General features: G+C 71.4%; 20 protein-coding genes and 1 tRNA gene. 14 read left to right on the forward strand and 7 right to left on the reverse strand.

Features of this window, described 5'->3' with window-relative positions; genetic code table 11:
• Nucleotides 1-172: 172 nt before the first annotated feature.
• Entirely contained in the window at nucleotides 173-1,015 is an 843-nt protein-coding gene (locus AB0M18_RS10345) for a methyltransferase domain-containing protein (protein WP_365756411.1), read from the forward strand.
• 165 nt (nucleotides 1,016-1,180) lie between these two features.
• Entirely contained in the window at nucleotides 1,181-3,742 is a 2,562-nt protein-coding gene (gene hrpB, locus AB0M18_RS10350) for an ATP-dependent helicase HrpB (RefSeq protein ID WP_365756412.1), read from the forward strand.
• Here hrpB and AB0M18_RS10355 read toward each other — a convergent pair.
• From AB0M18_RS10355 to AB0M18_RS10365, 3 genes are all read right to left on the reverse strand, one after another.
• On the reverse strand, nucleotides 3,726-4,745 hold the full coding sequence (locus AB0M18_RS10355; RefSeq protein ID WP_365756413.1) for a DUF3068 domain-containing protein: 1,020 nt from the start codon (nucleotides 4,743-4,745) through the stop codon (nucleotides 3,726-3,728). The two genes, hrpB and AB0M18_RS10355, sit on opposite strands and share 17 nt — an antisense overlap.
• A gap of 11 nt (nucleotides 4,746-4,756) precedes the next feature.
• Nucleotides 4,757-4,897: an SPW_0924 family protein gene (locus AB0M18_RS10360; protein WP_365756414.1), complete on the reverse strand. Its 141-nt coding sequence runs from the start codon at nucleotides 4,895-4,897 to the stop codon at nucleotides 4,757-4,759.
• 161 nt (nucleotides 4,898-5,058) lie between these two features.
• Nucleotides 5,059-6,798, reverse strand: a complete 1,740-nt coding sequence (locus AB0M18_RS10365) for a lytic transglycosylase domain-containing protein (protein ID WP_365756415.1) — start codon at nucleotides 6,796-6,798, stop codon at nucleotides 5,059-5,061.
• A 191-nt stretch (nucleotides 6,799-6,989) separates the two neighbouring features.
• Here AB0M18_RS10365 and AB0M18_RS10370 point away from each other — a divergent pair, with 191 nt between their 5' ends.
• A complete protein-coding gene (locus AB0M18_RS10370) occupies nucleotides 6,990-7,868 on the forward strand; it encodes a DUF4184 family protein (RefSeq protein WP_365756416.1) in 879 nt (292 codons plus the stop codon).
• Between the two features lie 266 nt (nucleotides 7,869-8,134).
• On the opposite strand, the gene polA is transcribed toward AB0M18_RS10370, so the two are convergent.
• A complete protein-coding gene (polA, locus tag AB0M18_RS10375) occupies nucleotides 8,135-10,855 on the reverse strand; it encodes a DNA polymerase I (RefSeq protein ID WP_365756417.1) in 2,721 nt (906 codons plus the stop codon).
• A gap of 164 nt (nucleotides 10,856-11,019) precedes the next feature.
• On the opposite strand from polA, the gene AB0M18_RS10380 reads away from it, so the two are divergent.
• The 9 genes from AB0M18_RS10380 (at nucleotide 11,020) to AB0M18_RS10420 (ending at nucleotide 21,727) form a co-directional block, all read left to right on the forward strand.
• Nucleotides 11,020-13,302, forward strand: a complete 2,283-nt coding sequence (locus AB0M18_RS10380) for an FdhF/YdeP family oxidoreductase (RefSeq protein WP_365756418.1) — start codon at nucleotides 11,020-11,022, stop codon at nucleotides 13,300-13,302.
• Between the two features lie 57 nt (nucleotides 13,303-13,359).
• On the forward strand, nucleotides 13,360-13,869 hold the full coding sequence (locus AB0M18_RS10385; protein WP_365756419.1) for a hotdog fold thioesterase: 510 nt from the start codon (nucleotides 13,360-13,362) through the stop codon (nucleotides 13,867-13,869).
• Between the two features lie 262 nt (nucleotides 13,870-14,131).
• Complete coding sequence (locus AB0M18_RS10390; protein WP_365756420.1) at nucleotides 14,132-15,016, forward strand: trypsin-like serine protease; 885 nt, start codon at nucleotides 14,132-14,134, stop codon at nucleotides 15,014-15,016.
• Nucleotides 15,013-15,453: a hypothetical protein gene (locus tag AB0M18_RS10395; protein ID WP_365756421.1), complete on the forward strand. Its 441-nt coding sequence runs from the start codon at nucleotides 15,013-15,015 to the stop codon at nucleotides 15,451-15,453. The genes AB0M18_RS10390 and AB0M18_RS10395 overlap by 4 nt, the downstream gene beginning before the upstream one ends.
• Before the next feature lie 472 nt (nucleotides 15,454-15,925).
• Nucleotides 15,926-17,161 (forward strand): branched-chain amino acid ABC transporter substrate-binding protein, encoded by a 1,236-nt coding sequence (locus tag AB0M18_RS10400; RefSeq protein ID WP_365756422.1) that lies wholly within the window; start codon nucleotides 15,926-15,928, stop codon nucleotides 17,159-17,161.
• 117 nt (nucleotides 17,162-17,278) lie between these two features.
• Nucleotides 17,279-18,211, forward strand: coding sequence for a branched-chain amino acid ABC transporter permease (locus AB0M18_RS10405; RefSeq protein WP_365756423.1), 933 nt, complete (start codon nucleotides 17,279-17,281; stop codon nucleotides 18,209-18,211).
• Nucleotides 18,212-18,216: 5 nt separating this feature from the next.
• A complete protein-coding gene (locus AB0M18_RS10410) occupies nucleotides 18,217-19,977 on the forward strand; it encodes a branched-chain amino acid ABC transporter permease (RefSeq protein WP_365756424.1) in 1,761 nt (586 codons plus the stop codon).
• 5 nt (nucleotides 19,978-19,982) lie between these two features.
• On the forward strand, nucleotides 19,983-21,014 hold the full coding sequence (locus AB0M18_RS10415; protein WP_365756425.1) for an ABC transporter ATP-binding protein: 1,032 nt from the start codon (nucleotides 19,983-19,985) through the stop codon (nucleotides 21,012-21,014).
• Nucleotides 21,011-21,727, forward strand: a complete 717-nt coding sequence (locus AB0M18_RS10420) for an ABC transporter ATP-binding protein (protein ID WP_365756426.1) — start codon at nucleotides 21,011-21,013, stop codon at nucleotides 21,725-21,727. The genes AB0M18_RS10415 and AB0M18_RS10420 overlap by 4 nt, the downstream gene beginning before the upstream one ends.
• A 91-nt stretch (nucleotides 21,728-21,818) precedes the next feature.
• Here the strand turns inward: AB0M18_RS10420 and AB0M18_RS10425 are convergent, their stop codons facing one another.
• Complete coding sequence (locus tag AB0M18_RS10425) at nucleotides 21,819-22,487, reverse strand: response regulator (protein ID WP_365756427.1); 669 nt, start codon at nucleotides 22,485-22,487, stop codon at nucleotides 21,819-21,821.
• A gap of 124 nt (nucleotides 22,488-22,611) precedes the next feature.
• Between AB0M18_RS10425 and AB0M18_RS10430 the strand changes: the two genes are divergently transcribed.
• Nucleotides 22,612-22,684, forward strand: a tRNA-Leu gene (locus tag AB0M18_RS10430).
• Between the two features lie 35 nt (nucleotides 22,685-22,719).
• On the opposite strand, the gene pyk is transcribed toward AB0M18_RS10430, so the two are convergent.
• Together pyk and AB0M18_RS10440 are read right to left on the reverse strand one after the other, a co-directional pair.
• Nucleotides 22,720-24,174: a pyruvate kinase gene (gene pyk / locus AB0M18_RS10435; RefSeq protein ID WP_365756428.1), complete on the reverse strand. Its 1,455-nt coding sequence runs from the start codon at nucleotides 24,172-24,174 to the stop codon at nucleotides 22,720-22,722.
• A gap of 145 nt (nucleotides 24,175-24,319) precedes the next feature.
• Nucleotides 24,320-25,018: an SIMPL domain-containing protein gene (locus AB0M18_RS10440; RefSeq protein WP_365756429.1), complete on the reverse strand. Its 699-nt coding sequence runs from the start codon at nucleotides 25,016-25,018 to the stop codon at nucleotides 24,320-24,322.
• 115 nt (nucleotides 25,019-25,133) lie between these two features.
• Between AB0M18_RS10440 and AB0M18_RS10445 the strand changes: the two genes are divergently transcribed.
• Nucleotides 25,134-26,933 (forward strand): 5'-nucleotidase C-terminal domain-containing protein, encoded by a 1,800-nt coding sequence (locus AB0M18_RS10445; RefSeq protein ID WP_365756430.1) that lies wholly within the window; start codon nucleotides 25,134-25,136, stop codon nucleotides 26,931-26,933.
• Nucleotides 26,934-26,951: the final 18 nt, after the last annotated feature.

Consider the following 26,951-nt stretch of genomic DNA (forward strand, 5'->3'; position numbering starts at 1 on the left):
CGCAACCTTTAGCATACGGGGGCGGCCGGACAGGGTCAATGCGCGAAGCGCGCACCCGGGGCGGATCGCCGCATATCCGGCACAACTCATGTCGGCCCAGGCCATCCTGGCCACGGGAGGCCGCCCGCATCTACGCGCGCGGCTCTGAGCGCAAACTACATCGACGGGCGAGATGAACCAAGAGTACGGACACGAAGACGGGCCCGAGGACGAGGCGGAGGCCACCCGGCGTGACGCGGGGGAAGCGGAGAGCAGCCGGGCCAGCCGCGGCTGGTGGGACCGCAACGCCGACGAGTACCAGAGCGAGCACGGAGCGTTCCTCGGGGACGACCGGTTCGTGTGGGGGCCGGAGGGGCTCGACGAGGCCGAGGCCGGGCTGCTGGGGCCGGCCTCGGCGCTGAAGGGCATGGACGTCCTGGAGATCGGCGCGGGCGCGGCGCAGTGTTCGCGCTGGCTGGCCGCGCAGGGCGCCAGGCCGGTGGCCCTGGACCTCTCGCACCGGCAGCTCCAGCACGCGCTGCGGATCAGCGGCGGTGACGTGCCGGCGGTCCGGCTGGTGGAGGCGGACGCGGGGGCGCTGCCGTTCCTCGACGGCAGCTTCGACCTCGCGTGTTCTGCGTACGGCGCGGTGCCGTTCGTGGCCGATCCGGTACGGGTGTTTCGCGAGGTGCGCCGGGTGCTGCGGCCGGGCGGGCGCTGGGTGTTCTCGGTGACGCACCCGATCCGCTGGGCGTTCCCGGACGAGCCGGGTCCCGAGGGTCTGTCGGTCGCCGCCTCCTACTTCGACCGGACGCCGTACGTCGAGCAGGACGAGCGGGGGAACGCGGTCTACGTCGAGCATCACCGGACGATCGGGGACCGGGTGCGGGACGTGGTGGCGGGCGGCTTCCGGCTGGTGGACCTGGTGGAGCCGGAGTGGCCGGCCTGGAACAACCAGGAATGGGGCGGCTGGTCCCCGCTGCGGGGGAACCTGATCCCGGGCACGGCGATCTTCGTGTGCGAGCGCGCCGACTAGCCGCACGGCCGACCCCGACCGCGTGCTGCCGGCCGCCGACTGTCGGCGGCTGTCGGCTGTCGGCTGCCGGCTGTCGATGAGCCGCACCGCCGATTAGTCATATGAATCGGCGGGCCTGTGGACAGTCGCGCGCACCGGGTCGGCGGGTCGTACGAGACTGGCCGCGTGATCCGAAACGACGCACTCGACCTGCTTCCCGTCCGCCATGCCGTCCCCGAGCTGCTGACCGCGCTCGAGGAGCGCGGCACGGCGGTGCTGCACGCCCCGCCCGGGACCGGCAAGACCACGCTGGTCCCGCTGGCGCTCGCGGGGTTCATAGGGGACGGGCCGGAGCGGCGGGTCCTTGTGGCCGAGCCGCGCCGGATGGCGGTGCGGGCGGCGGCGCGGCGGATGGCCTGGCTGCTCGGCGAGGAGGTCGGCGGGTCCGTCGGATTCTCCGTGCGCGGGGAGCGGCGGGCCGGGCCGGCCACCAGGGTCGAGGTGGTGACCACGGGTGTGCTGCTGCAGCGGCTGCAGCGTGATCCGGAGCTGGCCGGGGTGGATGTGGTGCTGCTCGACGAGTGCCACGAGCGGCATCTGGACGCGGACACGGCGCTCGCGTTCCTGGTGGACGTGCGGGCGGCGCTGCGGCCGGAGCTGCGGCTGATCGCCGCGTCGGCGACGAGCGACGCGGCGGCCTGGGCGGACCTGCTGACCGTGCTCGACGGTGGCGATCCGGCGCCGGTGGTGCGGGCGGAGGGGAAGATGCACGGCTCCGCGGTCCACTTCGCACCGCCGCCGGCCGGGGTGCGGCCGGCGCACGGCACCTGGGTGGACCCGGCGCTGCTGCGGCATGTGGCCGCGACGGTGCGGGAGGCGCTGGAGCGGCACGAGGGCGATCTGCTCTGCTTCCTGCCGGGCACCGGGGAGATCGCCCGGACGGCCGGGCTGCTCGCGGGCCTGGACGCCGAGGTCCTGCAGCTGCACGGACGGGCGCCGGCGGCGGTGCAGGACGCGGTGCTGCGCGGCGGCGGGCCGGGCGGGCGGCGCCGGGTGGTCCTGACGACCTCGGTGGCGGAATCGAGCCTGACGGTGCCGGGGGTGCGCATCGTGGTGGACTCCGGGCTGTCCCGGGAGCCGCGGATGGACCATGCGCGGGGCCTCGGCTCGCTGGCCACCGTGCCGGTGTCGGTGGCGGTCGCGACGCAGCGCGCCGGGCGGGCCGGGCGCGAGGCCTTCGGGACGGTGTACCGCTGCTGGTCGGCGGCGGAGGACGCACGGCTCGCGCGGTTCCCCGCACCCGAGATCAAGGTCGCCGATCTGACCGACTTCGCGCTGCGGGCGGCGTGCTGGGGGGATCCCTCGGCGGCAGGTCTCGCCCTGCTCGACGCGCCGCCGGCCGGGGCGATGGCGGCGGCCCGGCAGGTCCTGACGGCGATCGGTGCGGTGGACGAGGAGGGCAGGGCCACGGACCGCGGGGTGCGCATGTCCCGGCTCGGTCTGCATCCGCGCCTCGGACGGGCGCTGCTCGACGGGGCTCCCGAGGTGGGGGCCCGGCGGGCGGCGGAGGTGGTGGCGCTGCTGAGCGAGGAGCCGCCCCGGGAGTACGGGGACGATCTGGCGGCGGCCTGGCGGGAGGCGCGCCGGGGCGGCGACGGGTATGGGGCGCGCTGGAAGGCGGAGGTGCGGCGCCTGGAGCGGTCGGCCGGCGAGGCGGCCGGGTCCGGAGCCGCGGGGAGGACCTCGGGATCGGCGGGGACCGCCGGGGAGGACGCGGTGGCGGGGCTTGTGACGGCGCTGGCCTTTCCGGAGCGGGTGGCGCGGGCGCGGGAGCAGGGCGGCTGTCTGATGGTGTCGGGCACCGGGGCGCGGCTCGCCGAGGGCTCGGGGCTGCGGTCCGCGCCGTGGCTGGCGGTCGCGGTGGCGGACCGGACGGTGCAGAGCGCCGTGGCCCGGGTGCGGCTCGCGGCGGTGGTGGACGAGGCGGTGGCGCGGCGCGCGGCGGGGCATCTGCTGAGCTCGGACGAGGAGGTGCACTGGGAGGACGGCGACGTGGTGGCCCGGTCGGTGGAGCGGCTGGGGGCGGTGGAGCTGACGGTGCGGCCGCTGCGGGACGGGGCCGATCCGGCGCTGGTGCGGGCGGCGCTGCTCGACGGGCTGCGCCGGGAGGGCACGGGGCTGCTGCGGTGGTCGCGGGAGGCGGTGGAGCTGCGGAGCCGGCTGGCCTTTGTGCACCGGGAAGTGGGCGATCCGTGGCCCGAGATGTCGGAGGAGGCGCTGCTCGGCCGGGCGGCGGAGTGGCTGGAGCCGGAGCTGTCACGGGCGCGTCGGCGGGCCGATCTGGGGCGGATCGACGCGGGTGAGGGGCTGCGCCGGCTGCTGCCGTGGGCGACGGGCGAGGCGGGGCGGCTCGACGAGCTGGCGCCGGAGCGGATCGAGGTGCCGAGCGGTTCGCGGATACGGGTGGAGTACGGCGGGGAGCGGCCGGTGCTGGCGGTGAAGCTCCAGGAGATGTTCGGTCTTGCCGAGACGCCCCGGGTGGCGGGGGTGCCGGTGCTCGTGCACCTGCTCTCCCCCGCCGGGCGGCCGGCGGCGGTGACCTCGGACCTGGCGTCGTTCTGGCGGGAGGGCTACCGGGCGGTGCGGGCGGAGCTGCGGGGGCGGTATCCGAAGCACCCCTGGCCGGAGGACCCCTCTGTGGCGGAGCCGACCCGGCACACCAGTGCCCGGCTCAGGCGGGAGCGGTGACGGGGGCGGGCCCGGTGTCCGGGCCGGGGTCTGTGCCGGGTTCAGGGCCGGTCCGGGGCGCGGGGCGGCGGGAGCGGGCCTCCAGCCAGAGGGAGAGGCCGAGCAGGAGAACGGAGAGGACGGTGAAGCTCCACGGGAGATAGGAGACGAGGAGGAGCACCATGAGGCGGTTGCTCTCGACCAGGTCGACGACGTAGGCGATGTAGTCCTCGCGCATCTTCACGTGGCCCGCGAAGACGGTGACGGTGTCCTGGCCCATGAGGGCGCCGGCGCCCCGGAGTTCCTCCCGGTGGATCTCCTCGCCGTTGACGGGGGCGCCGGTGACGGGGTCGATCCAGAACATGCGCTTGGTGGTGTACCAGCGGGTGAGGCCGGTCTTGGCGAGGACGTCGGGGGTGATGCCCTTCACCGGCATGGTCTTGGGCATGGGGACCCGGGTCCAGGGGACGGTCTGCTCGAAGTAGTAGACCTCCAGGCCGCGGAAGGTGCGGGTGCCCTGGTAGTGGATGGGGGCGGAGGTACGGGTCTGGGCGTCGAAGTACTGGTAGTCCCGCTTCTCGGTGAGGAAGGGCCACTTGAACTCGATGCCCTCGCGGCGGACCGGGTCGCCGTCGACCATTTCGCCGGTGGCGTGGACGGGGTCCTGGGTGTGGGCGTCGAAGACGTAGCGCTCGGGGATCTTGGAGACCATCTTGCCGTCGGGGCCCAGGACGTAGGAGAGGGAGTCCCAGACGACGACGTCGCGGCCGGCGTCGCGCTCGATCTTCCTCGACTCCTCGACATTGCCCTTGAGGGTCTGGACGATCGTGATCTTGTCGACCTTCTCGGCCTTCAGGGTGGAGTAGTTGAGCAGGGTCGCGGGCTTCGCCTCCAGGACCGTCTCCTGGTACTGGTTCGGCGGGATCTTCGCGAGCCGGGGAAAGGCGTACCAGCGCAGGGTGGGGGCCATGGCGGCGAAGAAGACGGCGAAGGCGAGCAGGACGAGGCTCGCTCTGCGGCGCATCGGGCGGCCCCTCACTTCTTGGGGCCGGGATCGGCGGTGAGCAGGGGCAGCGGCGAGGTCGGCCCGTCCGGCGGCAGATCGACGAAGGAGACGAGCAGGATGAACAGGAGGACGGGCACGAGTCCGATGACGGCTGCGGCAAGGGCGCGCAAGGTCGGCCTCCCGGCGCTCGATCTGATACATCGTCAGGGCGGGGGCACCGTAGCAACGCGACCGTGAGATGAGAACACGTTGCACTCAGAACGCGTGCGCCCCCGGGTCCGGCGCGGCGGACACGGGGGCGGCACGGGGCCGGGCGGGCAGGCCCGGCCGGTCAGGAACTCGGCGTGGGCGACGGGGTGCCGGTCTCGGACTCCGAGGGCGACGGGGTGGGCGTCGGGGTCGGCTCGGGCGCGGGGGCGTCGACCGTGAGCGCGACGGTGACCGTGCCGCCGCCGGGCGCGGTGAGCAGCAGCGTGAAGGTGCCGGCCGTGTCGCCCGCGAAGATCTCCGGCAGCGTGTAGGTGCCGTCGGCCCTGGTCTTCACACCGGTGAGGGTGCGGACCGCGTTCCCGTCGGCGTCCTTGAAGAAGGGGCCGTCGGTGGCGGGCTTCGGGTCCTCGGCCGAGGTGACGAAGGTGGCGGTGAGGGCGACCCCGGCGGCGTCGGTGCCGCCGTCGGTGGCCTTGACGGTCACCCGGTCGGCGAAGCTGCCGCCGGTGACGGCCGCGAGCTCCTTCGTGTCGAGGCGGGTGAGGGTGTCGGCGGAGCGCTCGGTGACGGTCGCGGCGAACTCGACCGCGTTCAGGTCCCGGCCGGCCACGGCGGCGCTGACGGTGAAGGCACCGGTGCGCTCGCCGGCCTTCAGCGCGGGGGCGACGGCCTTGCCGTTGCTGCCGGTGACGATGGCGATCTCCCGCGTCCCGATGGCGAACCGGGCGTCGGTGTCGCCGACGATCCGGAAGCGCACCTGGACGCCGGCGACCGGCTTGCCGGCCGCGTCGACGGCGAGGACGGTGGGCCGGGCGACGAAGCCGCTGCCCGCGCGGGTGGTGAGGGTGGTGGCGCCGTCCCGGGAGATCCGGGTCACCCTGCTCGCCGGGTCGGTGACCGGCGGCGTGGTGGGCTTCGGCGGCACCGGCTTGGACGGGGTGGGCTTCGGCGCGGTCGGCTTCGGGCTCGGCGACGCGGGAGTCGTCGGGAGCGGGCGGGTGCCGGCCGGGGTGGTGACGCGGTCGTCGCTGCGGTGGCCGGGGAGCTGGCCGGTGCCGTCGGGCACCTGGTGGGTGCCGCGCTTGTAGTACTCGAACCAGGAGAGCACCGTGCGCAGGTACTCGTTGGAGTGGTTGTAGCTCAGGATCGCCTGGTCCAGGTCGGCCTGGAGGGCGAGGTTGCGGCCGTTGGCGCAGAGGTAGAGGCCGGCGGCCTGGGCCGCGTCGTAGATGTTGCTCGGGTCCTTCTTCCCGTCGCCGTTGGCGTCCTGACCCCAGGTCTTCCAGGTCGACGGGATGAACTGCATCGGGCCGATCGCCCGGTCGTGCGTCGTGTCGCCGTCGTACAGACCGCCGTCGGTGTCCGAGATGTTGGCGAAGCCGACACCGTTGAGGACCGGGCCGAGGATCGGGGACTTGGTGGTGCCGTTGGCGTCGACGTTGCCGCCGCCCGCCTGTCCGGACTCGACCTTGCCGATGCCGGCGAGGAGCTGCCAGGGCAGGTTGCAGCCGGGGTCGGTGGAGCGTATCGACTCCTCGGCGCGCTTGTAGGCCGCGTAGACGGTCGCGGGTATGCCGGCCTCGCCGGGGCCGGTAACCAGCGGCGAGGTGGTGGGCGCGCCGGGCTTGTTGGGGGTGTTCAGCGGGGGCAGCTCGGTGTAGTACGACGAGTCGCCGGAGGCCGAGCCGTCCGGGGGCGTGCTCGCGTCACCGGCGCCGATCGGCAGGTCGCCGCTCGCGCCGTCGGTGGGAGGCGTGGTCGTGCCGGGCGCCTGCGAGGCGGCGAGCGCCGCGACCGCGGCGGCCACGACCGCACCGCTGGTGGCTCCCCTGCGCAGCCGACGGCCCAAGTGCGCTGCCATACGTGTGGTCCTCCCCGTGTCCCCTCCGCGCTCCCCGCGCGGCTCCGACCGCCGACCCTATGCCAACTCCCGTCACCGGCACACCGCGTGCTGACCGTGTTTCACTGTTTCGTCACTACTTGGCCGCCGGAGCTTTCTCCTCGGGGCGGTCCTGAATACTGAGGGGGCACTTCGGATCGAGGGGGAGTTCCGTGCCGTTCACACTCAGTCATGCCGCGGCGGTCCTGCCGGGCATCCGCCGCGGCGGTACGGGCCGGGGCCCGCTGGTGGCGTCGGCGCTGGTCGCCGGCTCCTTCTCCCCCGACATGACCTACTTCGCGGCCTCGGTGATTCCCGGCGCGATGCTGTTCGGGAACGTCACGCACTCCTTCCTCGGCGTCGTCACCGTCGACGTGCTCATCACGGCGGCGGTGGTGGGGCTGTGGCTGCTCGTCCGCGAGCCGCTGGTGGCGCTGCTGCCGCGGCGGTGGCGGGGCCGGGTGTACGGCTTCGTGCGCGGCCGGCCGTGGCGGGAGCGGCATCCGGCGGCGCTGGCCGGGTGGTTCGTGCTCTCGGCGGTGATCGGCGCGACCACGCACGTGGTGTGGGACGCCTTCACCCATCTCGACCGCTGGGGCACCCGGGTGATCCCGGTCCTCGGCGAGGTCGTGGCCGGCTTCCCCGTCTACCTGTACGCGCAGTACGGGGGTTCGGCGCTGGCCCTGGTGCTGCTCTGCTGGTTCACCGTACGGGCCCTGCGCGGGGCCCCCGCGGACGCGCCGGTGCCGGCGCGGGTGCCGGTCCTCGGCCGGCGCGGGCTGCTGCTCGCGGCGGCGGTGATCGGCGGGTGCGTGGTGGCCGGGGCGGTGCAGCGGGTGCTGCGCTTCTACGAGTACTGGGGGCGGATCGGGACGCCGGTCGACATCATTCCGACGCTGTGTTTCGGGGCGGGGTCGGGCTTGTTCCTGGGCGTGCTGGTGTACGGGGCGGGGGTGCGGGTCCGTACCCGTGCGGGTGCGGGTCCGCGGGTGCCGCCCGCCGCCCCCGTGGCGGAACGCACCCCGGAACCCTCCCGTCCGGGACCTCGCTGACCGCGGGCCGGGCGGTACGACTGCACCCCGGACGGCGCCCTTTGCCGGGCCTAGGCTTCCGCGCCTGAACCTCCGGCACGAGCCCGCCGCGCTCCCGGTGCGGGTCCAGGCGCAGGTGCGGAACGCGCCCGCATGGGCGCCGTCCCGCGTGCCCACCCTCCCCCTAGGGCTTCGCCCTGGGGGGACCCCCACGCCCCAGCGGGACGAATGCCCACACGGCGTGGGGCGCAACCGGCGGCGCCCATGCGCGGGGCGGTGCCCCGCCGTCAGTGCGCCGCTTCGTCCCAGTTCTGGCCCACGCCCACCGAGACGTCCAGCGGGGCCCGCAGGGAGACCGCGTTGGACATGCGGTCGCGGACGAGGGATTCGACCTGGGTGCGCTCGCCGGGGGCGAGTTCGAGGACGATTTCGTCGTGGACCTGGAGGAGCATGCGGGAGGCGAGGCCGGACTCGGTCAGGGCCTGGTCGACGTCGAGCATGGCGACCTTGACGATGTCGGCGGCGGTGCCCTGGATCGGGGCGTTGAGGGCCATGCGTTCGGCGGCCTCGCGGCGCTGACGGTTGTCGCTGTTGAGGTCCGGGAGGTAGCGGCGGCGGCCGAGCATGGTCTCGGTGTAGCCGGTGGCGCGGGCCTCGTCGACGACGCGGCGGAGATAGTCGCGGACGCCGCCGAAGCGCTCGAAGTAGGTGTCCATCAGGCCACGCGCCTCGGCCGGGTCGATGTTCAGCTGCTGGGAGAGCCCGAAGGCGGAGAGCCCGTACGCCAGGCCGTACGACATGGCCTTGATCTTGCGGCGCATCTCGGCGTCGACGGCGGACCGCTCGACGCCGAAGACCTGCGAGGCGACCGTGGTGTGCAGGTCCTCGCCGGAGGCGAAGGCCTCGATCAGGCCCTCGTCCTCGGAGAGGTGGGCCATGACGCGCAGTTCGATCTGACTGTAGTCGGCGGTCATCAGGGCCTCGAAGCCCTCGCCGACGACGAAGCCGTGGCGGATGGCGCGGCCCTCGTCGGTCCGTACCGGCACGTTCTGCAGGTTGGGGTCGGTGGAGGACAGACGGCCGGTCGCGGCGACGGTCTGGCTGAAGGTGGTGTGGATGCGGTCGTCCGCCGCGACGGTCTTGATCAGACCCTCGACGGTGGAGCGCAGCCGGGCCTGCTCGCGGTGGCGCAGCATGATGACCGGGAGCTCGTGCTCGGTCTGGCCGGCGAGCCAGGCGAGCGCGTCGGCGTCCGTGGTGTATCCGGTCTTGGTCTTCTTGGTCTTCGGCAGGTTGAGCTCGCCGAAGAAGACCTCCTGGAGCTGCTTGGGCGAGCCGAGGTTGAACTCGTGGCCGACGGAGGCGTGCGCCTCCTTCACGGCCTGCTGCACGGCGCCCGCGAACTGCTGCTCCAGGGCCTCCAGGTGGTCCCGGTCGGCGGCGATGCCGTGCCGCTCCAGACGGGCGAGGAGCACGGAGGTGGGCAGCTCGACCTGGTGGAGCAGGTCCTTGGCGCCGACCTCGGCGAGCTTCTCCTCGAAGGCGGTGCCGAGGTCGAGGACGGCGCGGGCCTGGCTCATCAGGGCCTCGGCCTCGGCGGTGTCGTCGGCGCCGAAGGCGAGCTGGCCGTCGGCGGCCGCGGCGGGGGCGAGCTCACGCCCGAGGTATTCGAGGGACAGGGCGTCCAGCGCGAAGGAGCGGCGGCCGGGCTTGACCAGGTAGGCGGCGAGCGCGGTGTCCATGGTGACGCCGGCGACGCTCCAGCCGTGCTCGGGAAAGACCCGCATGGCGCCCTTGGCGTTGTGCATGGTCTTCGGGCGCTCGGGGTCGGCGATCCAGTCGGACCAGGCCTTCTCGTCGGCCTCGTCGAGCTCGGTCGGGTCGAACCAGGCGGCGGCGCCGCCTGCCGCGGCGAGGGCGACCTCGGTGACGCTGCCGGTGCCGAGGGCCCAGCTGTCGACGGTGGCGATGCCGAGCGGCTGTCCGCCGTGCTCGGCGAGCCAGCCGGCGAGCTCGCCGGAGCCGAGGACGGTGAAGTCGAGCTCGACGCCGGGGGCCGGCGCGGGGGCGGTCTCCTCGGCGGCGCCGGGGTCGACGGCGAGGAGCCGCTCGCGCAGCGAGGGGTTGCGGATCTCCAGGGTGTCGAGGACGAGGGCGACGGCCGTCCGGTCGTACGGCTCGCGGGCCAGGTCCGGCACGGTCTTCGGCAGCTCGACGTCGCGGACCATCTCGGTGAGGCGCCGGTTGAGCTTCACCGACTCCAGGTGGTCACGGAAGTTCTGGCCTGCCTTGCCCTTGACCTCGTCGGCGCGGTCCACGAGTTCGGCGAAGGAGCCGAACTGGTTGATCCACTTCGCCGCGGTCTTCTCGCCGACGCCCGGAATGCCGGGCAGGTTGTCGGACGGGTCGCCGCGCAGGGCCGCGAAGTCGGGGTACTGCGAGGGCGAGAGCCCGTACTTCTCCTGGACCTTCTCCGGGGTGAAGCGGGTCAGCTCGGAGACGCCCTTCGTGGGGTAGAGGACGGTGGTGTGCTCGGTGACGAGCTGGAAGGAGTCCCGGTCGCCGGTGACGATGAGGACCTCGAAGCCCTCGGCCTCGGCCTGGGTGGCGAGGGTGGCGATGACGTCGTCGGCCTCGAAGCCCTCGACGGCGAAGCGCGGCGCGTGCATGGCGTCGAGCAGCTCGCCGATCAGCTCGACCTGTCCCTTGAACTCGTCGGGGGTCTTGGAGCGGTTCGCCTTGTACTCGGGGAACTCGTCGGAGCGCCAGGTCTTGCGGGACACGTCGAAGGCGACGGCGAAGTGCGTGGGCGCCTCGTCGCGGAGCGTGTTCGCCAGCATGGAGGCGAATCCGTAGATCGCGTTCGTCGGCTGCCCGGTCGCGGTGGTGAAGTTCTCCGCGGGCAGTGCGAAGAACGCCCGGTACGCCAGGGAGTGCCCGTCCATGAGGAGCAGGCGCGGGCGGTTCTCTTCGGTCATATCGGTCTTCTTCGCTGCTGTCTCGGCCACGGGACGATCCTGCCACGCGCGACCGACATTCCCGTCCACCGCTGCTCCACCGCGACTCCACGCGACTCGGCTCCCTTCGCGACCGACCGCGCATGGTCCGATGTCAGGGGTGCGTGACAGGATCGGGTCGTACGACAGCTTTGCTTCGCTCAAGGGAGAGCGCGATGGTCAGCAAGCCGCCCGCCGGGGACCCGGTCCAGGACGCGCCGCAGGTCGCGGCGCCGCAGCACGCGGCGGCCGGGTTGCCCGCCGTCGCCCACACGCTGCGGATCGCCCAAGCGCAGATGGGCGTGCGGCGCACCGCGCGCACGCTCCTCAAGGTCAACCAGAAGGACGGCTTCGACTGTCCGGGCTGTGCCTGGCCGGAGGGCGACAAGCGGCATGTGGCGGAGTTCTGCGAGAACGGGGCGAAGGCGGTCGCCGAGGAGGCGACGCTGCGCCGGGTGACGCCCGCGTTCTTCGCCGCGCATCCGGTGGCCGACCTGGCGGAGCGCAGTGGTTACTGGCTGGGTCAGCAGGGCCGGATCACGCATCCCATGTATCTGCCGGAGGGTGCCGACCGCTACGAGGCGGTGAGCTGGGAGCGGGCCTTCGCGATCATCGCGGAGGAGCTGACGGCGCTGTCCTCGCCGGACGAGGCGCTCTTCTACACCTCGGGCCGGACCAGCAACGAGGCGGCGTTCCTGCTGCAGCTCTTCGCCCGCGAGTTCGGTACGAACAATCTGCCGGACTGCTCCAACATGTGCCACGAGTCCTCGGGCTCGGCGCTGGTCGAGACGATCGGCATCGGCAAGGGCAGCGTGTCCCTGGAGGACCTGCACCGGGCGGATCTGATCGTGGTCGCCGGGCAGAACCCGGGGACGAACCATCCGCGGATGCTGTCGGCCCTGGAGAAGGCGAAGGCGGCCGGCGCGAAGATCATCTCGGTGAACCCGCTGCCGGAGGCGGGTCTGGAGCGGTTCAAGAACCCGCAGACGCCGCAGGGCATGCTCCGGGGCGCCGCGCTCACCGATCTCTTCCTGCAGATCCGGATCGGCGGCGACCAGGCGCTGTTCCGGCTGCTCAACAAGCTGATCCTCACGACGCCGGGGGCGGTGGACGAGGAGTTCGTCGCCGCGCACACGCATGGTCACGAGGAGTTCGCGGCGGCCGCGGAGGCCGCCGACTGGGACGAGACGCTGGCGGCGACCGGCCTGTCCCGGGCGCAGATCGAGCAGGCCCTGGAGATGGTGCTGGCCTCGGAGCGGACCATCGTCTGCTGGGCGATGGGACTGACCCAGCACAAGCACTCGGTGCCGACGATCCGCGAGGTCGTGAACTTCCTGCTGCTGCGGGGGAACATCGGGCGGCCGGGCGCGGGCGTGTGCCCGGTGCGCGGTCACTCCAATGTGCAGGGCGACCGCACCATGGGCATCTTCGAGCGGCCGGCCGCGGCCTTCCTGGACGCCCTGGACAAGGAGTTCGGGATCGTCTCGCCGCGCCATCACGGCTATGACGTGGTGCGGGCCATCGCGGCGCTGCGCGACGGCGACGCGAAGGTGTTCTTCGCGATGGGCGGCAACTTCGTCGGGGCGACCCCGGACACCGAGGTCACCGAGGCGGCGATGCGGAAGGCCCGCCTGACGGTCCATGTGTCGACGAAGCTGAACCGTTCGCACGCGGTGACCGGCACCCGCGCGCTGATCCTGCCGACGCTGGGCCGCACGGACAGGGACGTGCAGAAGGGCGGCCGCCAGTTCGTGACGGTCGAGGACTCGATGGGTCTGGTGCACGCCTCGCGCGGCAACCTGCCGCAGGCGAGCCCGCACCTGCTGTCCGAGCCGGCGATCGTGGCGCGGATGGCCCGGGCGGTGCTCGGCGGGGCCTCGGCGACGCCGTGGGAGGACTTCGAGGCGGACTACGCGGCGATCCGCGACCGGATCGCCCGGGTGATCCCCGGCTTCGAGGACTTCAACGCGAAGCTCGCGGCGAACCCGGGCGGTTTCGCGCTGCCGCACGCGCCGCGCGACGAGCGCCGCTTCCCGACGGCGACCGGGAAGGCGAACTTCACGGCGGCGCCCGTGGAGTACCCGGCGGTGCCGGAGGGCCGGCTGCTGCTGCAGACACTGCGCTCGCACGACCAGTACAACACCACGATCTACGGGCTGGACGATCGTTACCGAGGCATCACGGGCGGCCGCCGGGTGGTCCTCGTGCACCCGGAGGACGCGGCGGCGCTGGGCTTCGCGGACGGGGCGTACGCGGATCTGGTGAGCGAGTGGACGGACGGCAGCGAGCGGCGGGCGCCCGGCTTCCGGGTGGTGCACTATCCGACGGCCCGGGGCTGCGCCGCGGCGTACTACCCGGAGACGAACGTGCTGGTGCCGCTGGAGTCGACGGCCGATGTCAGCAACACCCCCGCGAGCAAGTCCGTGATCGTGCGTCTGGAAGAATCCGCAACCGCCTAAGCGTTTGCTCAGGCAGTAGCGGAAGACCGGCCGTACGACGACGAACGGAGCCCGTCCATGGGTGAGCAGCAGCACGTGAAGTTCCCGCAGGAGGTCATCGACGAGTACGCCTCGCTGGGCGTGGACCTGCCGGCGCTGTTCTCGGCCGGGCACCTGGGCAACCGGATGGGCGTACAGATCGTGGAGGCCTCGGCGGACCGGGTGGTCGGCACGATGCCGGTGGAGGGCAACACCCAGCCGTACGGGCTGCTGCACGGCGGCGCCTCCGCGGTGCTCGCCGAGACCCTGGGCTCGATCGGTTCGATGCTGCACGGCGGGGTGTCCCGGATCGCCGTGGGCGTGGATCTGAACTGCACGCATCACCGGGGGGTGCGCAGCGGTCTGGTGACCGGTGTGGCGACGCCGGTGCACCGGGGCCGTTCGACCGCGACGTACGAGATCGTGATCACGGACGAGCAGGACAAGCGGGTCTGCACGGCGCGGCTGACCTGCATGCTCAAGGAGATCGGCGGTCAGGACGCGCAGCACCTCCCGGCGGCCGGCCGACTGGACGGCGCCGGCGCCTGAGCCGACCCCTCGGCCCACGTCCGACCCGATCCCTCGGGCGACGCCCGAGCGGCGCCCCCGCTCCCCCGCGGCCCGGTACGGAACCTCCCGTACCGGGCCGCGGTGCGTTCCCGCTCCGGTCGCGCGCCAACTCCCGTATCCCCGCGCCCTCTTGCCCTCGCGCGCTGCAGCGGCTTCACTGGCCGGTCTCCCCCACAGGAGAAGCCCGATCCGCTCACACCGAGTTCGCTCACGCCTGAGTTCAACGACCAAGGGGTTCTTCTTGACCGCCGTACGCACCACGACCGTGGCGACCGCCGTGTCCGCCGCGGCCTGCGCTGCCGTTCTCGCCACCGCGATCCCGTCCGCAGCGATCAACTCGTACAACGCGACTCCCGCGCCCGAGCGCACCGAGGTCGGCGCGCTGGTCGCGACCTGGGACAACGACGCCGACCCGAGCACGCCCGACCGGGTCGACTGGGTCTGTTCCGGGACCATGATCGACGCCGACACCTTCCTCACCGCGGCGCACTGCACGACCGACTGGCCGGAGAACGTGCGTTTCTACGTCTCGCTCGACCAGGACGTGCAGGCCGGTCTGGACGCGGCCGCCGCCGCTCATCCGGGCGACCCGACGGCCGTGGCGCGTGCCGTCGCCGTCGAGGGCGTCGCGCACAGTCACCCGGCCTACCCGGGCCCGGCGGCCGACACCCATGACATCTCGGTGATCGAACTGCCCGCGGCCAAGATCGCGGAGCGCTGGAGCTTCAAGCCCGCGGCGCTGCCGGAGGCGGGCGCGCTGAGCGCGCTCGGCCCGCAGGGACTGAACGACACCTCCTTCCTCGTGGCGGGCTACGGCACCCAGGAGGCCCGGCGCGGGCCGGGCGGCCAGACCCACCCGGGCGGCGGCGTCCGGATGAAGGCGCCGGTCTCGTTCGACGCGCTGAACGACGCGTGGATCCGGCTCGGCATGACCGCGCCGCAGGGCAACGGCGGTGCCTGCTACGGGGATTCGGGCGGACCGAACTTCGCGACGCTGGGCGGCCGGCTCACCCTGGTGGCCACCACCATCACCGGCGACACCCCCTGCTACGCCACGAACGTGGTGTACCGCCTGGACACCCCCGGTGCCCGCGACTTCCTGAAGCCGTACGTCCAACTGCCGTGACCCGTCACCGCTCCCACCCGGCCGGGGCCGCGCTCGCCGCGGCCCTGGCCGGCTGCGTACTGGCCCTGCCGGCGGGCTGCGGGCGGGCGCCCGAGCGGTCCGCCGACCCGGAGCCGACCGCGAGTTCCCCGGCGGACGTCTGCACAAGTCTCGTGTCGTACTGGGTGAAAGAGGCACTGAACGGCAGCAAGTGGGCAGGGCTCGACTGGGAGCAGAAGGGGATGTCGAACGAGCAGTACGAGATCCACGACGAGGTGCTGACCGCGGCGCGCGCCGAGGAGCGGCGGGCGGGACGCGCTGCGGCGTTCGCGCTGACCGAGCGCGAGACCCGGCGGAGGTGCGAGGCGGCGAAGGGCGCGACGGGCAGTTCGGAGAACTGGCGCCCGCCCAGCGAACAGCGCGTACCCGCCAGCGGTACCCACCCACCCCTGTCGTGACTCTGCGTGACATTCCCGCGCGGTGGCACCGGCGACGGAGCGGAGCGCTCCGCTCAGCCACTCCGTCCGCTCAGCTCAGAGCGGGTGTCCGATATCCGGAGAGTCGCCGAATGATCTTGTCAGGACCATCAACCATTCAAGCGCCTTAGCAGAACTAGGCGTTCTCTGGGCGTTCTCAGCATGTGAACACCACATTGCTGACCGTTATGCCCCAGTTTGCCCATGGCCTGCACACCGGTTCCCCCTGTCGGCATAACAAGACAGTCACATCATCCCGTCGGCGCTCCCGGACTTTCCCCGGCTGCGCTTAGAGTCACGGCCAGTCACCGCGCCGCCGGGCGCTTGCTCTGCACGGCCCCGCTTCACCCCGTACGGCCCGGCATCGAAAACGGCACCTCTCAGCTCCCCAGCTCCACAGCTTCACGGCACCGCCTCAGCTCGAGGGGGCCGCGCCAGGGAAAGGAAAACCTTCGTGCGACACCGTTCTTTGCTCATCCTGACCAGCGTTCTCACCACGGGTGCGCTCACCCTCACCGCCTGCGGTTCGCGCGACGAGGGCAAGGGCGGCGGCGACAGCGCCGGCGGCGGCACCACCGTGGTCATCGGCGTCGACGCGCCGCTCACCGGCTCGCTCTCCGCGCTGGGCCAGGGCATCAAGAACTCCGTGGACCTGGCGGTGCAGACCGCCAACAAGAACAAGGAAGTCCCCGGCGTCACCTTCAAGATCGAGGCCCTCGACGACCAGGCGGTCCCGGCCTCCGGCCAGGCCAACGCCACCAAGCTGGTCGGCAACAAGGACGTCGTCGGCGTCGTCGGCCCGCTGAACTCGGGCGTCTCCCAGCAGATGCAGGGTGTCTTCGCCGCCGCCAACCTGGCGCAGGTCTCCCCGGCCAACACCAACCCGTCCCTCTCCCAGGGCGACAACTGGGGCAAGGGCGACTTCAAGCGTCCCTTCAAGACCTACTTCCGTACCGCCGCCACCGACGTGGTCCAGGGCAAGTTCGCCGCCCAGTACCTCTTCAAGGACGCGGGCAAGAAGAAGGTCTTCGTCGTCGACGACAAGCAGACCTACGGTGCCGGCCTCGCGACGATCTTCTCCGACGAGTTCAAGCGCCTCGGCGGCCAGGTCGTCGAGACCGACCACGTCACCGTGAAGGAGACCGACTTCTCCTCCACCGCCGACAAGGTCAAGGCCTCCGGCGCCGACTCCGTCTACTTCGGCGGCCAGTACCCCGAGGGCGGCCTGCTCTCCGACCAGATCAAGAAGACCGGCGCCAAGGTCCCGGTCATGGGCGGCGACGGCATCTACGACCCGGCCTTCATCAGCGCCTCCGGCGAGGCCAACGAGGGCGACCTGGCCACCTCGATCGGCTACCCGGTCGAGAAGCTCGACACCGCCAAGAAGTTCATCGCGGACTACCAGGCGGCCGGTTACAAGGACCCGTACGCGGCCTACGGCGGCTACTCCTACGACGCCGGCTGGGCGATCATCCAGGCCGTCAAGGCCGTCGTCGCCGCCAACGGCGGCAAGGTCCCGACCGACGCCCGCGCCAAGGTCACCGAGGCCCTGGGCAAGGTCTCCTTCGACGGTGTGACCGGCAAGGTCTCCTTCGACGAGTACGGCGACACCACCAACAAGCAGCTCACGGTCTACAAGGTCGAGGGCGGCAAGTGGGTCGACGTCAAGAGCGACACCTTCAACCAGTAAGCACCACCGTCCCGGCCTCGCTCCGGGAGCCCCGCACGACCTGAACCACGACCGCGCGAGGGCGCAAACAGCGCCCTCGCGCGGAGTCTTATCCGACAAGCTCATCGGAGGCCTGCGGTGCACGAACTGCCGCAACAGCTGGCCAACGGTCTGGCCCTCGGTGCCCTCTACGGCCTCATCGCCATCGGGTACACCATGGTCTACGGCATCGTCCAGCTCATCAACTTCGCCCACGGCGAGATCTTCATGATCGGGGGCTTCGGCGCCCTCACCACCTACACCGCTCTGCCGAGCGGAACGTCCCTTCTGGTGGCGATCCCGCTCATGATCCTCGGTGGCGCGATCGCCTCCGTGGCCGTCGCCACCGCCGCCGAGCGGTTCGCCTACCGACCGCTGCGCAACGCGCCCCGGCTCGCCCCGCTCATCACCGCGATCGGTCTGTCGATCGCCCTCCAGCAGCTGGTCTGGCAGTTCTACCCGGACGCCAAGAAGGCCGTCAGCTTCCCCGAGTTCAAGGGCGAGGCCTTCCAGATCACCGAGAGCCTCCAGATCCAGCGCGCCGACGCCTTCGTGCTCGTCCTCGCCCCGCTGTGCATGCTCGCCCTCGGCGTCTTCGTCTCGAAGAGCCGCAGCGGCCGCGCCATGCAGGCCACCGCGCAGGACCCCGACACCGCGAAGCTGATGGGCATCAACACCGACCGCATCATCGTCATGGCCTTCGCCATCGGTGCCGCGTTCGCCGCCGTCGCCGCGGTCGCCTACGGCCTCGACAAGGGCCAGATCAACTTCGAGATGGGCTTCATCCTCGGCCTCAAGGCCTTCACCGCGGCCGTCCTCGGCGGCATCGGCAACATCTACGGCGCCATGGTCGGCGGCGTGGTCCTCGGCATCGCCGAGGCCCTCTCGATCGCCTACATCCAGGACATCCCCGGCATGCAGCAGCTCGGCGGCGGTGCCTGGTCCAACGTGTGGGCCTTCGTCCTCCTCATCCTCGTACTGCTCGTCAGGCCACAGGGCCTGCTGGGCGAGCGCGTCGCGGACAGGGCGTGAGCACCATGACCGACACCACTCTCGACCAGACGGTCGCCAAGGCCCCGGCCACGCCCGCGGCCCTGCTCTGGACGATCGTCGCCGGCTCGGTCGCGACCGTCGCCAGCGCCTTCCTCGCCTGGACGTGGACGACCCTGTTCCCGGGCAACCTCACGATCTACGGCAACCCCGCCCCGCTCCAGCTCCTCACGCTGGTCGGAGCCGTCCTCACCGGCCTGTACGCGCTCTCCGCGCTCGGCATCAAGGGTCTCGGCTGGCTCACCCCCACCGGCGCCCGCAAGCCGCTGTGGATCCTGGCCCTGGGCACCTTCGCCACCACCCTCTTCACCGCGATCTCGATCATCGTGGAGCTGGGCGCCCTGGTGGACCTGGAGCCCGGTGCCGGCTTCGCCGTCGTCGCCGCCGCCGTCCCGGCGATCGCCGCGTACAAGCTGCCCGACGACACCCGCAAGGCCGCCCCGGCCAAGCAGCTGGCGTCCTGGGCCGAGGTCCTGATCATCGTCGCCGTCTTCGCCCTGGGCCTCTTCGTGGTCACCTTCGGCATCGACACCGACGACTCGGAGCCGCAGCTCTTCATCGCGTACCTGATCCTGGTCGGCTTCTCCGTCACCGCGCTGATCAAGTCCGGGCTCACCGCCCGCCTCTCGCAGATCACCGCGCGCAACCGTCAGGTGACGATCACCGCCAGCCTCGTCATGGCGATCGCCTTCCCGTTCATCCAGCAGAGCGGCGACACGTACACGCTGATCGCGGTCAACATCCTGATCTTCGCGACCGTCGCCCTCGGCCTGAACATCGTGGTCGGCCTCGCCGGTCTGCTCGACCTCGGTTACGTCGCCTTCCTCGGCGTCGGCGCGTACACCGCCGCACTGGTCTCCGGAGCCACCTCCTCCGCCTTCGGCGTCCAGTTCCCCTTCTGGGCCGCGGCGCTCACCGGCATGGCGGCCTCGCTGGTCTTCGGCGTCGTCATCGGCGCGCCGACCCTGCGGCTGCGCGGCGACTACCTGGCCATCGTGACCCTCGGCTTCGGTGAGATCTTCCGCATCGCCATGGGCAACCTGGACGGCACCTCGGGCCCGAAGATCACCAACGGCCCGAACGGCATCCCGAACATCCCGCAGCTGGAGTTCTTCGGCTACAACTTCGGCGAGCCGCACACGATCCTGGGCATCACGCTCGGCGCGTACGCCAACTACTACCTGCTCATGATCCTGATCATGGCGCTGGTCGTGGTCGTCTTCTCCCGCGCCGGCAACAGCCGGATCGGCCGCGCCTGGGTCGCGATCCGCGAGGACGAGACCGCCGCCACCGCGATGGGCATCAACGGCTTCCGCGTGAAGCTCGTCGCCTTCGCCCTCGGCGCCGCCCTGGCCGGCCTCGCGGGCACCGTGCAGGCCCACGTCAACACCACGGTGGTCCCGGAGAACTACGTGTTCGCCGGTCCCGTCCCGCCGAACTCCGCCTTCCTCCTGGCGGCGGTCATCCTCGGCGGCATGGGCACCATCTCCGGTCCCATCGTCGGCTCGGCGCTGCTCTTCCTGATCCCGGCCAAGCTGTCCTTCCTCCAGGACTACCAGCTGCTCGGCTTCGGCATCGCGCTGATCCTGCTGATGCGCTTCCGCCCCGAGGGCCTCATCGCCAACAAGCGGGCGCGGCTGGAATTCCACGAGAACGACGACGAGGCCGGCGTACCGGAGCAGCGTCAGTCCGCGGAAGCGGACGCGGACGCGACGTCCGGCGCCGGTGCGGCGAAGGCAGGGGCGTGAACGCCATGACGACCACCACCGAGACCGGCACCACGGCGACGGCCACCGCCGCCACGGTCCTCCAGGCCAGCGGCGTGACCATGCGCTTCGGCGGTCTGACCGCCGTCCGCGACGTGGACCTGACCGTCCGCGAGGGCGAGATCGTCGGCCTGATCGGCCCCAACGGCGCCGGCAAGACCACCTTCTTCAACTGCCTGACCGGTCTATACGTGCCCACCGAGGGCCAGGTCAGCTACAAGGGGACGGTGCTCCCGCCGAAGCCGCACCTGGTCACCCAGGCCGGCATCGCCCGTACCTTCCAGAACATCCGCCTCTTCTCCAACATGACGGTCCTGGAGAACGTCCTCGTCGGACGCCACACCCGGACCAAGGAGGGCCTGTGGTCCGCGCTGCTGCGCGGCCCCGGCTTCAAGAAGGCGGAGGCCGCCTCCCGTGAACGGGCCATGGAACTCCTGGAGTTCGTGGGCCTGGCGAACAAGGCGGAGCACCTGGCGCGCAATCTGCCGTACGGCGAGCAGCGCAAGCTGGAGATCGCCCGCGCCCTTGCGAGCGACCCGGGTCTGCTGCTGCTCGACGAGCCGACCGCCGGCATGAACCAGGCCGAGACCCGCACCACCGAGGAGCTCGTGTTCGCGATCCGCGACCGCGGCATCGCGGTCCTGGTCATCGAGCACGACATGAAGTTCATCTTCAAGCTGTGCGACCGGGTGGCCGTCCTCGTCCAGGGCGAGAAGCTCGTCGAGGGCACGGCCGAGGTCGTCCAGGGCGACGAGCGGGTCGTGGCCGCGTACCTCGGTACGCCGTACGAGGACGCCCCGGGCGCGGCGGAGGTCGCCGAGGTCGAGGCGGCCGAGGCCCACGCGGCCGAGGAGGCGGCGGAGGAAGCCGCCGAGGACGCCGCGCCCGAGGAGCCGGCCGAGGCGCCTGCCGACGACGCGTCCCCGGCCGCCGACGCGGACGAGGACGCGGGCGACACCCCCGAGGACGCGGCTCCGGCCGCCGACGCGGACAGCACCACCGAAGGAGACTCCAAGTGACCGCTCTGCTCGAGGTCGAGGACCTCAGGGTCGCCTACGGCAAGATCGAGGCCGTCAAGGGCATCTCCTTCTCCGTCGAGGAGGGCCAGGTCGTCGCCCTGATCGGCACCAACGGCGCCGGCAAGACCACGACCCTGCGCACCCTCTCGGGCCTCCTCAAGCCCACCGCGGGCAAGATCACCTTCGACGGGCAGCCGCTCAACGGCGTCCCCGCCCACAAGGTGGTCTCGCTGGGCCTGGCCCACTCCCCCGAGGGCCGGCACATCTTCCCCCGGCTCACCATCGCCGAGAACCTCCAGCTCGGTGCCTTCCTCCGCAAGGACAAGGACGGCATCGAGAAGGACGTCCAGAAGGCCTACGACCTCTTCCCGATCCTGGGTGAGCGTCGCAAGCAGGCCGCGGGCACCCTCTCCGGCGGTGAGCAGCAGATGCTGGCGATGGGCAGGGCGCTGATGTCCCAGCCCAAGCTGCTGATGCTGGACGAGCCCTCGATGGGTCTCTCCCCGATCATGATGCAGAAGATCATGGAGACCATCGCGACGCTGAAGTCCGAGGGCATGACGATCCTGCTCATCGAGCAGAACGCGCAGGCCGCGCTCTCGCTCGCGGACCAGGCGTACGTGCTGGAGGTCGGCAACATCAAGCTGTCCGGCACCGGTCAGGAGCTGCTCGTGAACGACGACGTGCGCAAGACGTACCTCGGCGAGGAGTAGGCACCACCCCAGACGGAAGGCCCGCCCCACGACGATGTGGGGCGGGCCTTCCTCGTGCGTACGACGTGCGGACGACTCGCGTCCGTACCGCCTACTGCTCCTTGGCCTTCGCGGCCTTCTTCTCCTCGGCGTCCTCGATGACCGCCTCGGCGACCTGCTGCATCGACATGCGGCGGTCCATGGAGGTCTTCTGGATCCAGCGGAACGCGGCCGGCTCGGTCAGCCCGTACTGCGTCTGCAGGATCGACTTGGCGCGGTCGACGAGCTTACGGGTCTCCAGGCGCTGGGAGAGGTCGGCGACCTCCTTCTCCAGGGCGCGCAGCTCGGCGAAGCGGGAGACGGCCATCTCGATGGCCGGCACGACGTCGCTCTTGCTGAACGGCTTCACCAGGTACGCCATGGCGCCGGCGTCCCGGGCCCGCTCGACGAGCTCGCGCTGCGAGAAGGCGGTGAGCATGAGGACCGGGGCGATGGACTCGCCCGCGATCTTCTCGGCCGCCGAGATGCCGTCGAGGACCGGCATCTTCACATCGAGGATGACCAGGTCGGGGCGGTGCTCGCGGGCCAGTTCGACGGCCCGGGCGCCGTCGCCGGCCTCGCCGACGACGGTGTAGCCCTCCTCCTCGAGCATCTCCTTGAGGTCGAGACGGATGAGGGCCTCGTCCTCGGCGATGACGACACGGGTCGTCAGCGGCGGGACGTGCGACGCCGGCGCGGCGTCGTCGTCGGAGGCGGGCTGGGGCGACTCGGGGGCGGTCACGCGGGCTCCTCGTTCAGGGCCTCGTTCCCTCCGGAAGCGAGGCGGATACAGCTCCCCATGAGCCTACCCACCTCCTGTAAGGTAGGGGCACGGCGGGTGACCGCCCCCCTTCGTTTCGAAGGATGCCCCGGTAGCCCAGCGGTAGAGGCAATGGTCTCAAACACCATCCAGCGTGGGTTCGAATCCCACCCGGGGTACATTAACGAGATTTCCAAGGTCACCCGTTCGCCGATCAGTTCGCGACCGGGTCTCCCGCCGGGTCTCCGACGGGATCCCCGATGTGGTGCACCCGGACCAGGTTGGTCGAGCCGGGGACGCCGGGCGGCGAGCCGGCCGTGATGACCACGATGTCACCCTTGCGGCAGCGCCCGATCCGCAGCAGTTCCTCGTCGACCTGGGCCACCATGGCGTCGGTCGACTCGACGTGCGGGCCGAGGAAGGTCTCCACGCCCCAGGTCAGGTTGAGCTGGGCGCGGGTCTCCGGGTCGGGCGTGAAGGCGAGCAGCGGGATCGGCGAGCGGTAGCGCGACAGACGCTTGACCGTGTCGCCGGACTGGGTGAAGGCGACCAGGAACCGCGCCCCGAGGAAGTCGCCGATCTCGGCGGCGGCCCGGGCCACCGCGCCGCCCTGGGTGCGGGGCTTGCTGCGCTCGGTCAGCGGCGGCAGGCCCTTGGCGAGGATGTCCTCCTCGGCGGCCTCGACGATCCGGCTCATGGTGCGCACGGTCTCGATCGGGTACTTGCCGACGCTGGTCTCGCCGGAGAGCATCACGGCGTCGGTGCCGTCGATGACGGCGTTGGCGACGTCGGAGGCCTCGGCGCGGGTGGGGCGGGAGTTCTCGATCATCGAGTCGAGCATCTGGGTGGCGACGATGACCGGCTTGGCGTTGCGCTTGGCGAGTTTGATCGCCCGCTTCTGGACGATCGGCACCTGCTCCAGGGGCATTTCGACGCCCAGGTCGCCGCGCGCGACCATGATGCCGTCGAACGCGGCGACGATCTCGTCGATGTTCTCGACGGCCTGCGGCTTCTCGATCTTGGCGATGACGGGGACCCGGCGGCCCTCCTCGTCCATGATCCGGTGCACGTCCTCGACGTCCCGGCCGCTGCGGACGAAGGAGAGGGCGATGACGTCGGCCCCGGTGCGCAGGGCCCAGCGCAGGTCCTCGACGTCCTTCTCGGACAGGGCGGGCACGGACACGGCGACGCCGGGCAGGTTGAGGCCCTTGTTGTCGGAGACCATGCCGCCCTCGACGACCCGGGTGTGCACCCGGGGGCCGTCGACGGAGGTGACCTCCAGGGTCACCCGGCCGTCGTCGACGAGGATGCGCTCACCGGCGGTGACGTCCTCGGCGAGCCCGGAGTAGGTGGTGCCACAGCAGTGCTGGTCGCCCTCCATCGGCTCCACGGTGATGGTGAACTCGTCGCCGCGTTCAAGGAGTACGGGACCCTCGCGGAATCGGCCGAGGCGGATCTTCGGGCCTTGAAGGTCGGCGAGGATGCCGACGCTGCGGCCGGCCTCGTCGGCCGCCTTGCGGACGTGCCGGTAGCGCTCCTCGTGCTCGGCGTGACCGCCGTGGCTGAGGTTGAGGCGGGCCACGTCCATTCCGGCCGCGATCAACGCCTTGATCTGGTCGTATGTTTCGGTGGCGGGCCCAAGGGTACAAACGATTTTTGCTCGGCGCATAAGGCGAGAGTAGGCCTTACCAGTGGGTAGCGAAGCAGCTGCGCATGACGACCCAACAACCTTTCCGTGAAAGGTTGTTGACAAGTCTTGAATTTGTGCGCGGGGCTGCTCCGATGAGCGGAATTCCGGCCCCTTTCAGAGCTCCTCAGAGTTCCGGCGGGCTGATCACGAAGCGCGCGGCGACCTCCGCCACCACCGTCTGACGCTGCGGCTCCAGGTCCAGCGGCGCCGGTTCGTCCACCGACTCGGCCGCGAAGGCCATCCGTGACGCACCGAGCGGCCGCCCCGGCGGCACGGCGCCGGCCAGTCCGGTGTCGGAGAGTTCGAGCAGGGCCACCAGCGAGGCGCCGAGCGCCTCCGCGTACTCCCGGCCCCGGCGCACCGCCTCCCGTACGGCCTGCCGGCGCGCCTCCGCGTACGCCGGGGAGTCCGGGCGCAGCGCCCACCACGGGCCGTCGACCCGGGTCCACTCCAGGTCGGCGAGGCGGGTGGTCAGCTCGCCGAGCGCCGTGAAGTCCGTGACCTCGGCCGAAAGACGCACCCAGCCGCGGTAGCCGCGCACCCGCTCGCCGCGGCCGTGCCGGGCCGGTTCGGGGGTCACGGACAGGGCGCCGGTCTCCAGCGCGGTGACGGCCTCGCCGTACGACTTCACCAGGGCGAGCGCCTCGGCGTTACGGTCCGTCAGGGCGGTCAGCACCGAGGCCCGGTCGGTGCCCCCGGAACGTACCGACACGTCGATCCGGGCGAGCTCCGGCTCCACCTCCAGGCGGCCCTCGCCGCGGACGGTCACCTGGGGCGCCTCGGGGGTCGGGGGGTGTCCCAGGGCCGGGGGCTGCTGTGTCATACCGAACACTTTCCCACTCCGTAACCCGAAAGGTCTGTTGCGACGGTGCGGTCTGGGCCAGAATCTACGCGCGTTGTGCGCCCTTGGGGGGCGCTGGATCAATGGGGAGACACACATGCCGCTGAACCGCCGGGCCTTCTTGGAGAGCTCCGCCGCCGTCGGAGCCGGAATCGCCCTCACCGCCGGGGTCGCGGCCCCGGCCGAGGCCCACGGGGGCACCCGTCCCCGGCCGGCCAAGCGGTACTCCTTCACCGTGATGGGCACCACCGACCTGCACGGGAACGTCTTCAACTGGGACTACTTCACCGACAAGGAGTTCGACGACAAGGCCCACAACGACGTCGGCCTCGCCAAGATCTCCACCCTGGTGAACCAGGTGCGCGCCGCGAAGGGCGAGGGCAACACCCTGCTCATCGACGCCGGCGACACCATCCAGGGCACCCAGCTGTCGTACTACTACGCCAAGGTCGACCCGATCACGAAGGCCGGCGGCCCGGTCCACCCGATGGCCCAGGCGATGAACGCCATCGGCTACGACGCCGCCGCGCTCGGCAACCACGAGTTCAACTACGGCATCCCGGTGCTCCGCAAGTTCCAGGACCAGTGCGACTTCCCGCTGCTCGGCGCCAACGCGCTCGACGCGAAGACGCTGCGCCCGGCCTTCCCGCCGTACAGCATGCACTGTCTGCGCACCCCGCACGGCCGGGACGTGAAGGTCGCCGTGCTCGGCCTGACGAACCCGGGCATCGCCATCTGGGACAAGGCCAACGTCACCGGCCAGATGGTCTTCCCCGGCCTGGAGGAGCAGGCGGCGAAGTGGGTGCCGAAGCTGCGGTCGATGGGTGCCGACGTGGTGATCGTCTCCGCGCACTCGGGCTCCAGCGGCCTCTCCTCGTACGGTGACCAGCTGCCGTACATCGAGAACGCGGCCGGGCTCGTCGCCGAGCAGGTGCCCGGCATCGACGCGATCCTCGTGGGCCACGCGCACACCGAGATCCCCGAGTACAAGGTCACGAACAAGGAGACCGGCAAGGACGTGGTGCTGTCCGAGCCGCTCAAGTGGGGTCAGCGTCTGACCCTCTTCGACTTCGACCTCGTGTGGGTGAAGGGCCGCTGGACCGTCGAGAAGGTCGGCGCGCAGGTCCTCAACTCGAACGCGGTGGCCGAGGACCCGGAGATCACGGCGCTGCTCTCCGACGAGCACAAGAAGGTCGTGGAGTACGTCAACCAGGTCATCGGCACCTGCACCGCCGCCATGACCACGGCCGACGCGCCGTGGAAGGACGAGCCGATCATCGACCTGATCAACGTCGTGCAGGCCGAGACGGTGAGGGCGGCCCTCGCGGGCGGCCAGTACGGGAACCTGCCGGTGGTCTCGCAGGCCTCCTGCTTCTCCCGTACGGCGAGGATCCCGGCCGGTCAGGTGACCATCCGGGACGCGGCCGGTCTCTACGTCTTCGAGAACACCCTGGAGGCCCGCCTGATGACGGGTGCCCAGCTGAAGGACTACCTGGAGTACTCGGCGCGGTACTACGTGCAGACGCCGGCGGACGCGCCGGTGGACACCGCGAAGCTGACCAACGCGAACGCCACCCCGGACTACAACTACGACGCGGTGTCGGGTCTGACGTACGAGATCGACATCGCGAAGCCGGCCGGTGCGCGGATCGTGAACCTGTCCTTCGAGGGGAAGCCGATCGACCCGGCGGCGCAGTTCGTGTTCGCGGTCAACAACTACCGGGCGAACGGCGGCGGTGCGTTCCCGCACGTCGCCGCCGCTCCGAAGCTGTGGGCCAACTCGGACGAGATCCGCAACACGATCATCCAGTGGGTGCAGGCCAAGGGGACGGTCGACCCGGCGCAGTTCGCGTCGGTGGGCTGGAAGCTGACGCGGGACGGCGTCCCGGTCTTCTAGTCCCGGGCTTCCAGTCCC

The sequence above is a fragment of the Streptomyces sp. NPDC051909 genome (assembly GCF_040681095.1).
Lineage (GTDB): Bacteria > Actinomycetota > Actinomycetes > Streptomycetales > Streptomycetaceae > Streptomyces.

What these genes read in the sequence shown, in the direction of transcription:
- AB0M18_RS10345 (WP_365756411.1), top strand. Translation starts at nt 173, where the DNA reads ATGAACCAAGAGTACGGACACGAAGACGGGCCCGAGGACGAGGCGGAG.
- AB0M18_RS10355 (WP_365756413.1), bottom strand. Translation starts at nt 4,745, where the DNA reads ATGCGCCGCAGAGCGAGCCTCGTCCTGCTCGCCTTCGCCGTCTTCTTC.
- AB0M18_RS10365 (WP_365756415.1), bottom strand. Translation starts at nt 6,798, where the DNA reads ATGGCAGCGCACTTGGGCCGTCGGCTGCGCAGGGGAGCCACCAGCGGT.
- AB0M18_RS10380 (WP_365756418.1), top strand. Translation starts at nt 11,020, where the DNA reads ATGGTCAGCAAGCCGCCCGCCGGGGACCCGGTCCAGGACGCGCCGCAG.
- AB0M18_RS10385 (WP_365756419.1), top strand. Translation starts at nt 13,360, where the DNA reads ATGGGTGAGCAGCAGCACGTGAAGTTCCCGCAGGAGGTCATCGACGAG.
- AB0M18_RS10410 (WP_365756424.1), top strand. Translation starts at nt 18,217, where the DNA reads ATGACCGACACCACTCTCGACCAGACGGTCGCCAAGGCCCCGGCCACG.
- AB0M18_RS10415 (WP_365756425.1), top strand. Translation starts at nt 19,983, where the DNA reads ATGACGACCACCACCGAGACCGGCACCACGGCGACGGCCACCGCCGCC.
- pyk (WP_365756428.1), bottom strand. Translation starts at nt 24,174, where the DNA reads ATGCGCCGAGCAAAAATCGTTTGTACCCTTGGGCCCGCCACCGAAACA.
- AB0M18_RS10440 (WP_365756429.1), bottom strand. Translation starts at nt 25,018, where the DNA reads ATGACACAGCAGCCCCCGGCCCTGGGACACCCCCCGACCCCCGAGGCG.
- AB0M18_RS10445 (WP_365756430.1), top strand. Translation starts at nt 25,134, where the DNA reads ATGCCGCTGAACCGCCGGGCCTTCTTGGAGAGCTCCGCCGCCGTCGGA.